An 11,472-nucleotide genomic window follows, 5' to 3' on the forward strand; every position below is an offset into this window, starting at 1 on the left:
CGCGGTGCGGGATTCCAATAACAAGCACCCCAGGCCTCACTACCTAACATCAGGAAACACGGAAGATGAGTCACCCCTCACAGTTCAACCTGTTGCGCACCCGGCGCTTTTTGCCCTTCTTTATTACCCAGTCGCTCGGCGCGTTCAACGACAACGTTTTCAAGCAGTCGTTGATCCTCGCCATCCTCTATCGGCTGACCATCGAGGGTGACCGCTCGATCTGGGTCAATCTGTGCGCGCTGCTGTTTATCCTGCCGTTTTTCCTGTTCTCGGCGCTGGCCGGGCAGTTCGGGGAAAAATTCGCCAAGGACGCGTTGATCCGTCTGATCAAACTCGCGGAAATCGCCATCATGGCCGTAGGATCGATCGGCTTTCTCTTCGATCATCTGTCGCTGATGCTGGTGGCGCTGTTCGCCATGGGCACACACTCGGCGTTGTTCGGCCCGGTGAAGTATTCGATCCTGCCGCAGGCTTTGCGCGATGACGAACTGGTCGGCGGCAACGGTCTGGTGGAAATGGGCACGTTTCTGGCAATTCTCGCCGGCACCATCGGCGCCGGGATCATGATGTCGTCCGAGCACTACGCGCCGGTGGTCTCCGCAGCGATCGTCGGCATTGCCGTGCTGGGTTATCTGGCCAGCCGCAGCATTCCGCGTGCGGCGGCATCGTCGCCGGAAATGCGCCTGAACTGGAACATCTTCAGCCAGTCCTGGGCGACGCTGAAACTCGGCCTGGGCCAGACGCCAGCGGTGTCGCGCTCGATTGTCGGCAACTCGTGGTTCTGGTTTGTCGGGGCGATCTACCTGACGCAGATCCCGGCCTACGCCAAGGAGTGGATGCACGGCGACGAAACAGTGGTGACGCTTATTCTGACGGTGTTCTCGGTGGGGATCGCGCTGGGTTCGATGCTTTGCGAAAAGCTCTCCGGGCGCAAAGTCGAGATCGGTCTGGTGCCGTTCGGCTCGTTCGGCCTGACCGTGTTTGGCCTGTTGCTGTGGTGGCATTCCGGGGGCATCCCGGACAGCGTCACCGGCCATAGCTGGATTGCCGTGTTGGGCTTCGTTCACACCTGGGCGGTGTTGATCGACATCCTTGGCCTGGGCATTTTCGGCGGCTTCTATATCGTGCCGTTGTACGCGCTGATCCAGTCGCGCACGGCTGAAAACGAGCGGGCGCGGGTGATTGCCGCCAACAACATTCTCAACGCGCTGTTTATGGTGGTGTCGGCGATTGTTTCGATCGTTTTGTTGAGTGTTGCCAAGTTGTCGATTCCGCAACTGTTCCTGGTGGTGTCGCTGCTGAACATTGGCGTCAACGCCTACATCTTCAAGATCGTGCCCGAGTTCAGCATGCGCTTCATGATCTGGCTGCTCAGCCATTCCATGTACCGCGTCGAGCATCGCAACCTTGAAGCGATCCCGGACGAGGGGGCGGCGCTGCTGGTGTGCAATCACGTGTCATTCGTTGATGCCTTGCTGATCGGCGGGGCAGTGCGTAGGCCGATTCGCTTTGTCATGTACTACAAGATCTACAACTTGCCGGTGCTGAATTTTATCTTTCGCACGGCGGGCGCGATTCCTATCGCCGGACGCCAGGAAGATATCCAGATCTACGAAAAAGCCTTCACGCGCATTGCTCAATATCTGAAGGACGGCGAACTGGTGTGCATCTTCCCGGAAGGCAAATTGACCGCCAACGGCGAGATCAACGAATTTCGCGGTGGTGTGACGCGGATTCTCGAAGAGACGCCTGTGCCGGTGATCCCGCTGGCGTTGCAGGGGTTGTGGGGGAGTTTCTTCAGTCGCGATCCGAACAAGGGCTTGTTCCAGCGGCTGTGGTCGCGGGTGACGCTGGTGGCAGGACCGGCGATTACCGAAGGGGCGGAGCCGGCGAAGTTGCAAGAGTTGGTGGGGGAGTTGCGCGGATCTGTTAGATAGTCGGTGCATCAAAAGGCCCCTTCGCGAGCAGGCTCGCTCCCACAGGTGACCGTGTTCCAATGACGGAATGCGGTTGAATGTGGGAGCGAGCCTGCTCGCGAAGACGGTAGTGGCTTAAGCGCTGACTTTAAGGCCTATCAAACCCGTGACGATCAACGCCACACTCGCCAGCCTGATCAACGCCATCGATTCGCCGAACAGAATGATCCCGGCAATCACCGTACCCACCGCACCGACGCCAGTCCAGATCGCATAAGCCGTGCCCAACGGCAATTCCTTCATCGCCAGGCCCAGCAAACCCAGACTGATAGCCATGGCGGCAACGGTCAGGGCGGTGGGGAGCGGGCGGGTGAAACCGTCAGTGTATTTCAGCCCGACGGCCCAGCCGACTTCGAACAGGCCGGCGCAAAACAGAATGATCCAGGACATGCAGGACCTCCATCGATTGACGGGGTCGTCCCCAGATTAATGACTCGAACGAGCCGCAGGGTCGTCCCCGCGTTGCGCAATATAGTGACGAGCATTAACCCGGGGATCAAGTTTTCGGCTCAGTCGACCGCCCGTTGCGCGAGATTGTCGCGGTCTTCCTTTTCGCTCATGCGCCGGAAGTACGTCGACAGCAGAGCACCAGAAATGTTGTGCCAGACGCTGAACAGAGCGCTCGGCACCGCCGCCAGCGGCGAGAAGTGCGCACTGGCCAACGCCGCACCCAGTCCCGAGTTCTGCATACCGACTTCCAGTGCCAGCGACTTGCGCTGAGCCAAAGGCAAGCCGAACAGGCGCCCGGTGAAGTAACCGAGCAGATAGCCGAAGCTGTTGTGCAGCATCACCACTGCCATGATCAGCAGACCGGACTCGGCGATTTTCGCCTGACTCGCCGCCACGACGGCGGTGACGATAATCACGATGCTGACCACCGACACCAACGGCAACACATCCACCGCATGCCGTACCTTGTCGCCGAGCAGACGCTGTGCGACCACGCCGAGAATGATTGGCAGCAGCACCACTTGCAGGATCGACCAGAACAGCTCCATGAACGACACCGGCAACCACGCCGAGGCGAGCAGCCAGATCAGCGCCGGGGTCAGCAACGGGGCAAGCAGGGTAGTGACCGCGGCGATCGCCACGGAAAGCGCCAGATCACCGCGCGCCAGCCAGGTCATCACGTTCGACGACGTGCCACTCGGGCAGCAGCCGACCAGAATTACGCCGACGGCGATTTCCGGCGGCAGGTGAAAAACCTGGCAGAGCAACCACGCCACACCCGGCATGATCACGAAATGCGCAACCACGCCCAGCGCCACCCGCCACGGATGCCGAGCGACGGCGGCGAAGTCTTCAAGTTTGAGGGTCAGGCCCATGCCGAACATCACCAGACCCAGCAGCGGTACGATCGCGCTTTTCAGACCGATGAACCACGCCGGTTGCAGGAACGCCACGACGGCGAATATCAGAACCCAGTAAGCGAAGGTATTGCCGACAAAGCGGCTGAGTGCAGCCAGTGCGCGCATGGCTTGATCCTTGTTATTAAAAGAACAGCACAAAACAAATGTAGGAGTGAGCCTGCTCGCGATAGCGGTCTATCAGTCAACATATTCGTTGAATGTCAGTCCCTCATCGCGAGCAGGCTCACTCCTACAGTTTGAACCTCGCAGGGCTTTAGATCCCCTGCGGCATCTCTTCCCCACCCAACGCTTCAACCAGCGCCGGCAGGAAGTCGCCGAAGGTCAGCATCATCAGGGTGAAGCTGGCATCCAGCTGACCCAAAGCTTCATCTCCGCCGTCCTGTTCCGCCTGATCCTGCAACAGATCTTCGAATTTCAGGCGCTTGACGGTCATCTTGTCGTCGAGCATGAACGACAGTTTGTCCTGCCAGGCCAGCGACAGCTGAGTGACGACTTTGCCAGTACTCAGGTGCAGCTGGATTTCTTCGCTGGTCAGGTCCTGACGCTTGCAACGGACGATGCCGCCGTCTTCGTGGGTGTCGCGCAGTTCGCACTCATCCAGCACATAGAAATCGTCGGCGGCTTTCTGCGTGGTGACCCACTCGGTCATCACCGCTGTTGGCGCCATTTTCACGGTCAATGGACGGACGGGCAGGGTGCCGATCACTTCGCGCAGGGTTGAGAGCAGATCTTCGGCGCGTTTCGGGCTGGCCGAGTTGACCAGGATCAGGCCCTGTTTCGGCGCGATGGCAGCGAAGGTCGACGAACGACGAATGAACGCGCGCGGCAGGAATGCCTGGATGATTTCATCCTTGATCTGATCGCGTTCCTTCTTGTAGACCTTGCGCATCTGCTCGGCTTCGATCTCTTCGACCTTTTCCTTGACCGCGTCACGCACGACGCTGCCCGGCAGAATGCGTTCTTCTTTACGAGCGGCGACCAGCAGGAAATCCCCGCTGACGTGCACGAGCGGCGCATCTTCGCCCTTGCCGAATGGTGCAACGAAACCGTAAGTGGTCAGCTCCTGGCTTGCACACGGCCGCGCCAGTTTGGTCGCCAGTGCAGTCTCCAGCGCCTCGGCATCGACAGGCAGGTCTTGGGTCAGGCGATAGATCAGCAGGTTCTTGAACCACATGGGGTGAGTCACTCCTTTATACAAAGGGGGGCATTATTGTCTTCGCCGGGGCATAGGCCAACCCTTCTCTAAGCCTTTGGAAGGCCTCGGAAAATTATTTAAAAAAGTGCTTGCCAGAGGTGGGGGTGCTCCGTAGAATGCGCGCCACACCGAAGCGAAGGGTGATTAGCTCAGCTGGGAGAGCGTCTGCCTTACAAGCAGAATGTCGGCGGTTCGATCCCGTCATCACCCACCATTCGTTTCAAGTGTTTAGCGCAGCGGTAGTTCAGTCGGTTAGAATACCGGCCTGTCACGCCGGGGGTCGCGGGTTCGAGTCCCGTCCGCTGCGCCATATTCGGTAACCTGGAACACTGAACGCCAGGTCACCAAGGAAGAACCCGCTGAGGCGGGTTTTTTTCTGTCTCAAGGTTGTACATGCGGGATGTATCGTTTCACCGGTTTTCAGATTTTTTTGAAAAATATTCAATTAAATCAACACTTTACGAAAACCTGTGGCATAATGCGCCCCGTAACGAAGCGAAGGGTGATTAGCTCAGCTGGGAGAGCGTCTGCCTTACAAGCAGAATGTCGGCGGTTCGATCCCGTCATCACCCACCATTCGTTTCAAGTGTTTAGCGCAGCGGTAGTTCAGTCGGTTAGAATACCGGCCTGTCACGCCGGGGGTCGCGGGTTCGAGTCCCGTCCGCTGCGCCATATTCGGTATCTGGAACTGAACGCCAGACACCACAAAAAGCCCGCCTTGTGCGGGCTTTTTGCTGTCTGCGATTTATAAAATCGCCGCGCTACTGCGCCGCATTGCGGGCATGCCGATAATCGCTCACCGCCTCGTACACTGCCTTGCGCAAGCGATTGATCCCGCCAATCGGCCGATGCGCCTCGATGCCGAACCACGGATTGAACGACAGGTTGTCGCATTGCAGATTCAGCGCCGGCGTGTCGAAGTCCTGCGCGGGCAGGGTGATCCGCGCCACGGTTTCAAACGGTGCATCCTGCTCACGCCACTCAATGCTCGTGTCCTCGATCGGCATGTATTTGTTCGCGTCCTGGCGCTGGATCTGCAAGGCGAAGCACGCGGGCACCCGATCCGTCGACAACTGCTGGTTCAGTGCGCTGCGCAGAAAATTCGGCAGGTCGTGATTCTGTTTGGGCAGCGCATACGCCGGGCAATTGTCCGGATCCGGCGCGACGCGGAACTTCGCATTGGCCTCGCCGAACTTGTAGGGCGATACCGAAAAATAGGTGGTCGTGGTCGGACTGTCCGGCGGCGGTGACAGGGTAGCCAGCGCAATAAAGAGATGACGGACCTGCCAGGAGCGCGGATCCCATGTCGGAAAAAACGCCATGACCTTCTTGCCGTCAGCCTGCGCCGCGACATTCTGACGGTACTCGGCGACATCGCTGACAAAGAAGTTCGGATGGCTGAACATCACGAAATCCTGTTCATGCCGGTCACTCTTATCGCTGAGCAATTGCTTGCCCGGCACGTCGAGAAGCTTGATCGCCATGCCTCGCGCGTCGCGAATGCTGTCGAATTGCGGATAGGCATTGCCGTTGGACAAGCGGATCAACGCCTGCCAGGTCTTGCCCGGCTCACTGAACACACCTTGTCGCAGCGATTGCTCCAGTTGCGGTAACACCTGCACTTGCGCCTTCATGCAGCCATGCGCCTTGGCGTGGGCATCGCGCAGATAGCGGGTACTTTCGCGGTGTTGGTCGACGATGCGCACTGCGGTTTGAATGATGTCCTGCGTCATCGCCGCTTCGCCCGCTGGAATCTGCTCCTGCGCGGATACCGGCCCACGATGCTGCCAGGCGAACCACGCGGTGGCGATGGCCCAGCCAAGGAGGGCGATGACCAGCAGGATCAGCAAGGACTTGCCAAGCAAGCGCCCCAGCCATAGCCAGAAACGCGCCAACGGCGGCAGTTCCCTTTTGAATGTCGGCATGATCATGGCAACTGCGCCTCCAGTGGTCCGCCCAATACTTTCAGGTATTCGAGCAGCGCCCAGCGCTCCTCGGGTTGCAGGAGCCGGCCGATCACCCCGTTACCGCGTGCGCCGGCGCGGAATTCGTGGCCGCTGTTGTGATTGCCGCTGATGCGCGTGTCGAACAGAAAACCGTTGGTGAAAGGCTCAGTGCGGTAGCCGAGATGGCGCGGGTCGTATTCGACTGTGCCTTTATAGAAGGTGGTTGCGCGCTCATCCTGCGGTGACAGCAACTGATAAATGCTCGGCACCGAACCGTTGTGCAGAAACGGCGCAGTCGCCCATACCCCGGCCAGCGGTCGTGCCTTGTAAGCGACTTTTTCGCGCACGCCGATCGGCAGGCCGAAACCGTCCATACGCGGTTTTTCTTCCGGGGTGATCTTCGCTTCGCGATAGGCACGGTTCTCCACGAACGCGGTGACGTAAGCCAGGCCTTTGGCTACCGATAGTTGGCTCGGATCGAGCGGCTCTTTGGGTTCGGGGTGCAGCTTGACGTCCATCTTTTCCAGTTCTTTGACATCCCATTGCAGTGCGCTCAGGTCGAAACGGTGGCTGGCAATGTTATTGGCCGCGTTGGGATCGGTACCGATCATGTCCACGGGCAGCATCTGCAATTGCTGCACCCAGCGTTCGCCTTCCCGGGATTGACGCGGGACATGGCAGCCGGCGCAGTTTTCGGTGAACAGCGCACGGCCCTTGGCGGCCAACGGCTTGTCGACCGCACCGAACAGATCTTCCGGCCAGGTGGGCGGCTTCAGTTGTTGCAAGGTTTCTTCGATGGCGTGCAGATCGCGCACGCGCACGCTGGAGGAGTAGCGCTCAGCGCCCTGCAGCGGCTGACCGTTGCCATCGAAGAAATTCAGCGTGGCACCCACGCCGAGCGCCTCGCCGATATTGCGTGCCATCGGCTGCTGCGCCGAGCCGTTCCACTGCACCCAATCGAACGTCCACATGTCCCACAGTTGCGGGTAATCCACCGGCGCATCGGCCACGCGGTAATTGGCAGGGGAAATGGCATCGCCGAAGGTCGCGTTGGCAATCCGTCCGAACGCGTCGGTGCGCCCCGGGCCTTCTTCGGTCGGGTAGAGGCCGCGATGGGTGTCGTTCCAGGCCACTTTGAGGAAAGTGTTGAGCGAGGTTTTGAAGTCTTTGCGCAATTGCCCGTGACGCGCGTCGTAATCTTCACCGAGCACTTGACGGGCGAAGCGCTCGAATTTCCACGGGTTGTAGTAGGTCGAGGCCAGACTTGCGACCAAGGCCTGTCCGAAACTGCCGCCGCGCAATGTAGGAACGCTGGAAGGCAACACATGTTGCGCGGTGCCGCCATCGATGCGCACGGCCTGACCGTTGAAGCGCAATTCGCCGGTATGGCAAGCGGCGCAGGTGATGTCCAGAAAGTGTTCGGAAGCGTTGCCGGGATTCTGGTGCCGGGCGAAACCGACTGGCAGGTTGCCCGGGTTGCTGGCGCTCGCTTTCTGCTGCGGGTCGACCAGGAAACCGAAGCGGGCGAGGTACTCGGGGGAGGCGAAGCGCTGTTCGGAGAAGGGCAATTCCAGTGCCTGGAACCACTCGTAACGCAGGCCTTTGACTTGCGTACCTTGCGGCGTGAAGTAGTAGGTCTGCCGTTGTTCTTCGCTCCACTGGTCCAGGTAACGTACCTGTTGCGGCGGGGTGTAGAAGGGCAATTTCGGATTGGCGAGGTAATAGACAATCACTGCAACGGCGATTACCGCCAGCACGATCACCAGACTGAGAACGCGGAATAAGAGGCGCAAGTTAAACATCCTTGTCGAATTGTTGCGCTGTTATGCCTGAGCAGCGACTGCTGGGCAAGTGGCCATTACGCCGGAGGCAGTGGCAAGCGCCGACGACCCTTGTCATCCGTGGATGACAGAAGCTTCATCCAGCCATCGGCCAAATGCGTTTTAATCCCTGAACTTATCAGAAGATTCCTGCTCTCATGCCGGTAGCCATTGGTCGTGGCGGCCTGATAAGCTCGCGGCTTTACTCGATTGCCCATTCGGCGCATGAACAAGGAAATAGCATGAAACAGCATCGGTTGGCGGCGGCGGTAGCCCTGGTTAGCCTGGTACTCGCGGGTTGTGACTCGCAGACCAGCGTAGAGCTGAAAACCCCGGCGCAAAAAGCTTCCTACGGCATCGGCCTGAACATGGGCAAAAGCCTTGCCCAGGAAGGCATGGATGATCTGGACTCCAAAGCGGTAGCCCAGGGCATCGAAGATGCCGTTGGCAAGAAAGAACAGAAGCTGAAAGATGAAGAACTGGTTGAAGCCTTCGCCGCGCTGCAAAAGCGTGCTGAAGAGCGCATGGCCAAAATGAGCGAAGAGTCGGCAGCTGCCGGCAAGAAATTCCTCGAAGAAAACGGCAAGAAGGCAGGTGTAACCACCACCGCTTCCGGCCTGCAGTACGAAGTAGTGAAGAAAGCCGATGGCCCACAGCCTAAGCCGACCGACGTAGTGACAGTTCACTACACCGGCAAGCTGACCAACGGCACTGTGTTCGACAGCTCCGTCGAGCGCGGCAGCCCGATCGATCTGCCGGTCAGCGGTGTGATTCCGGGTTGGGTCGAAGGTCTGCAACTGATGCACGTTGGCGAGAAGTACAAACTGTACATCCCTAGCGATCTGGCTTACGGCGCTCAGTCGCCAAGCCCGGCGATCCCGGCCAATTCAGTTCTGGTCTTCGACCTGGAACTGCTGGCCATCAAGGATCCAGCCAAAGAAGACGCCGCTGCCAAGTAACACGCAACGGTATCAACAGCAACGCCTCGCTTATGCGGGGCGTTGTTGCATCTGAAAGCTGGCAAAGGTAAACAGAGCGAACTGACGCCATTCAACACAGTCATAGCTTTGAGGCTGTTCGCGCTAGCCGCCCCGAGCCGCCAAGTCAATGAAATATTGGGCTTTTTTAGGTGAGTAAAAAATGCCCGATCTGAGCGCAGCCCTTATGAGACGGGGCTTTCAGCGTAGAAATGCAGCTCTGTTCACAAGGTTATCCACAATTTGTGTGGATAACATTTCAATGGGAAGAATAGATGAAAGCTCCGTGGAATTTCGCTCGATTCCTGCCCCTGGCCGGACGCCTGCTGGCCCGTGGACGCCTGCCTACTCTGTTGTTTGCCGTGGCCAGCAAAGGCGCTGCGCAAGGCAATCGCCTCGGGAAGTTGAAGGATGATCTGCGCTTGCTGCAGTCGCTGTGCCTGGCTTACTGGCGCGGCGAATACCGCGCGATCAGTGCCAAATCGCTGATCTCGGTGGTCGCTGGCCTGATGTACTTTCTCAGCCCTGTCGATGCCATCCCGGATTTCATTCCCATGTTCGGCATGCTCGATGACATCGCCGTTCTCGCCTGGCTGATGAAAACCCTCGATGACGAGCTCAATGCCTTCCGCCTGTGGCGCAAGCGCCAGCAACCGGAAAAGCTGGCGGTGGTCGAACGCCTGCCCGACACCCCTGAGCAATTGCAACTGCAAGGCCCGAAAAAGCCCTGACTGAGAAAGGCTGCCTGTAGATAGATACCCCCCGCGACCTTGGCCGCTGTTAGGATTACACTTCTAGGGAAAAGTGCCGACTCGCTAAGTGTTGTTGTCCTACGGGGTAGTCATGGATATTCAGATAATTGCACGCGATGGCGAACCCGAATACGCGGTTCTGCCGTGGGCTCAATATCAGGCTTTACTGAAAGCAGCAGGGATCAACGCAACACCGGCGCAGCAGCCTGCAGTGCCGCTCGCCGCATCGCCAGATCCGATTCTTCCGGGTCTGGATCAGCTACGCAGTTTGCGCGAAGGGAAGGGCATCGCCATCGAGGCGCTGGCCCGCACGGTAGGCATCAGCCCGTCTTATCTGGCCATGATCGAAAGTGGTGAGCGTCAACCCGACGCCGCGATTCGCCGCAGCCTGGCTTGGGAACTGACGGTGCCAGGGTGGAGGGATGAATCGTGAGCGTACGCATCAGCCGTCAACATTGGGACGGATTGCTGGGGGAACTGGATCAGGCGCGCCGTCAGCGCCATCTTCTGACCTATCGAGCCTTGCTTGAGCGTTTGCAATTGCCGACTCCGGCGATGCAGACGCTGACGGCCGCGCTCGAGCATCTGGCCGCACTGGATGCCAAAGCCGAGCAGCCATTGCGCAGTTCGCTGGTCATCAGTCAGGGAGCCAGTCGCTTGCCGCGTACCGGTTTTTTTGAATGCGTCGAGCGTCTGGGGCGTTTTTCCGGACCGTCGGATGGCGTGGCGGCGGCGTCCTGGCATGCGTCGGAAGTGGTGCGCGTCTTCGAATACGAGTACCCGGAATCGGCGGAGGCCTGAGTGTTTCTGCGCCTCAAGGCGCGGGCCGGATACTGGCTGGCCCGCAGGCTGTTTCATTGGTCGTGGTTCGTTCGCCAGCCGCGCGGCTGGCGCTGGCTTGAAGGCCAGTTTGCGCGCATGGCCAACCTCGGCGATGTCGGCGCGCAAAGCTTTTACGGGCACATTCTGACCTTTCGTGGCGTCGGTCTGGGCGCGCGTGAAGAAGGCGTGCGTTTACTGCGTCTGGCGGCGTTGGCCGGCGACGGTAAAGCGGCCTATCAAGTCGGCGTGATCAGCCTCGCCGGTACCCCGAGCAAAGCACCAGATCCCGCTGAAGCCATTCGTTGGTGGAGCATGGCCGCCAAGGCCGGGCATCCGTTGGCCGAGCTCAAGCTGCAACAGCTGAAGGCTGGTGATTCAACGCTGTAATTCCAGGTATGTCTTTCAAGTAAACGCGGCGTGAGGTTTTCCTCGCGCTGCGTTTTGCGTTTTTGCTCGCGCGTTTTTCGCTGGATGCTTGATTGCAGATTAGTCCTACATCCTTTGCCTACTCGCCTGACTTCTTTCCTCTTTGATCCCCCGCACAGTTCCCGCGACTAATTTCTTGCGCGAGGGACCGCTCATGCTCCAGCCCGTTTTTCAGCCCACCTTGTCTG

11 protein-coding genes and 4 tRNA genes are annotated in these 11,472 nt (G+C 59.0%); 10 read left to right on the forward strand and 5 right to left on the reverse strand.

All coding sequences use genetic code 11. From position 1 onward, the window contains the following. The first annotated feature begins 65 nt into the window (after positions 1–65). On the forward strand, positions 66–1,937 hold the full coding sequence (locus J2Y90_RS14190; protein WP_253500516.1) for an MFS transporter: 1,872 nt from the start codon (positions 66–68) through the stop codon (positions 1,935–1,937). 114 nt (positions 1,938–2,051) lie between these two features. On the opposite strand, the gene sugE is transcribed toward J2Y90_RS14190, so the two are convergent. The 3 genes from sugE to rdgC form a co-directional block, all read right to left on the reverse strand. After that, positions 2,052–2,366, reverse strand: coding sequence for a quaternary ammonium compound efflux SMR transporter SugE (sugE, locus tag J2Y90_RS14195; protein ID WP_041479526.1), 315 nt, complete (start codon positions 2,364–2,366; stop codon positions 2,052–2,054). A 119-nt stretch (positions 2,367–2,485) separates the two neighbouring features. After that, positions 2,486–3,451 carry a bile acid:sodium symporter family protein gene (locus J2Y90_RS14200; RefSeq protein WP_253500518.1) on the reverse strand — a complete coding sequence of 322 codons (966 nt, stop codon included), beginning with the start codon at positions 3,449–3,451 and terminating at the stop codon, positions 2,486–2,488. Positions 3,452–3,599: 148 nt separating this feature from the next. Then, positions 3,600–4,520 (reverse strand): recombination-associated protein RdgC, encoded by a 921-nt coding sequence (gene rdgC, locus J2Y90_RS14205; RefSeq protein WP_253500520.1) that lies wholly within the window; start codon positions 4,518–4,520, stop codon positions 3,600–3,602. A gap of 159 nt (positions 4,521–4,679) precedes the next feature. On the opposite strand from rdgC, the gene J2Y90_RS14210 reads away from it, so the two are divergent. The 4 genes from J2Y90_RS14210 (at position 4,680) to J2Y90_RS14225 (ending at position 5,213) form a co-directional block, all read left to right on the forward strand. Then, positions 4,680–4,755, forward strand: a tRNA-Val gene (locus J2Y90_RS14210). 19 nt (positions 4,756–4,774) lie between these two features. Next, positions 4,775–4,851 (forward strand) — tRNA-Asp (locus J2Y90_RS14215). Positions 4,852–5,041: 190 nt separating this feature from the next. Further along, a tRNA-Val gene (locus J2Y90_RS14220) sits at positions 5,042–5,117 on the forward strand. 19 nt (positions 5,118–5,136) lie between these two features. Next, positions 5,137–5,213 (forward strand) — tRNA-Asp (locus J2Y90_RS14225). Between the two features lie 89 nt (positions 5,214–5,302). On the opposite strand, the gene J2Y90_RS14230 is transcribed toward J2Y90_RS14225, so the two are convergent. Both J2Y90_RS14230 and J2Y90_RS14235 read right to left on the reverse strand, forming a co-directional pair. Then, on the reverse strand, positions 5,303–6,472 hold the full coding sequence (locus J2Y90_RS14230; protein WP_253500522.1) for a catalase family protein: 1,170 nt from the start codon (positions 6,470–6,472) through the stop codon (positions 5,303–5,305). Further along, positions 6,469–8,280, reverse strand: coding sequence for a di-heme-cytochrome C peroxidase (locus tag J2Y90_RS14235; protein WP_253500524.1), 1,812 nt, complete (start codon positions 8,278–8,280; stop codon positions 6,469–6,471). The genes J2Y90_RS14230 and J2Y90_RS14235 overlap by 4 nt, the downstream gene beginning before the upstream one ends. A gap of 269 nt (positions 8,281–8,549) precedes the next feature. Here J2Y90_RS14235 and J2Y90_RS14240 point away from each other — a divergent pair, with 269 nt between their 5' ends. The 5 genes from J2Y90_RS14240 (at position 8,550) to J2Y90_RS14260 (ending at position 11,245) form a co-directional block, all read left to right on the forward strand. Next, positions 8,550–9,266 carry an FKBP-type peptidyl-prolyl cis-trans isomerase gene (locus tag J2Y90_RS14240; protein WP_007950433.1) on the forward strand — a complete coding sequence of 239 codons (717 nt, stop codon included), beginning with the start codon at positions 8,550–8,552 and terminating at the stop codon, positions 9,264–9,266. 293 nt (positions 9,267–9,559) lie between these two features. Beyond that, entirely contained in the window at positions 9,560–10,015 is a 456-nt protein-coding gene (locus J2Y90_RS14245) for a YkvA family protein (RefSeq protein WP_016773733.1), read from the forward strand. Positions 10,016–10,127: 112 nt separating this feature from the next. Continuing rightward, positions 10,128–10,469, forward strand: coding sequence for a helix-turn-helix domain-containing protein (locus J2Y90_RS14250; protein WP_253500529.1), 342 nt, complete (start codon positions 10,128–10,130; stop codon positions 10,467–10,469). Then, positions 10,466–10,837, forward strand: a complete 372-nt coding sequence (locus J2Y90_RS14255) for a hypothetical protein (protein ID WP_003223109.1) — start codon at positions 10,466–10,468, stop codon at positions 10,835–10,837. The genes J2Y90_RS14250 and J2Y90_RS14255 overlap by 4 nt, the downstream gene beginning before the upstream one ends. Beyond that, the gene (locus J2Y90_RS14260; RefSeq protein ID WP_253500558.1) at positions 10,838–11,245 is read left to right on the forward strand and encodes a sel1 repeat family protein; all 408 of its coding nucleotides are present in this window, start codon (positions 10,838–10,840) and stop codon (positions 11,243–11,245) included. Positions 11,246–11,472: the final 227 nt, after the last annotated feature.

The sequence above is a fragment of the Pseudomonas koreensis genome (genome assembly GCF_024169245.1).
GTDB classification, from domain to species: Bacteria; Pseudomonadota; Gammaproteobacteria; order Pseudomonadales; family Pseudomonadaceae; genus Aquipseudomonas; species Aquipseudomonas koreensis_F.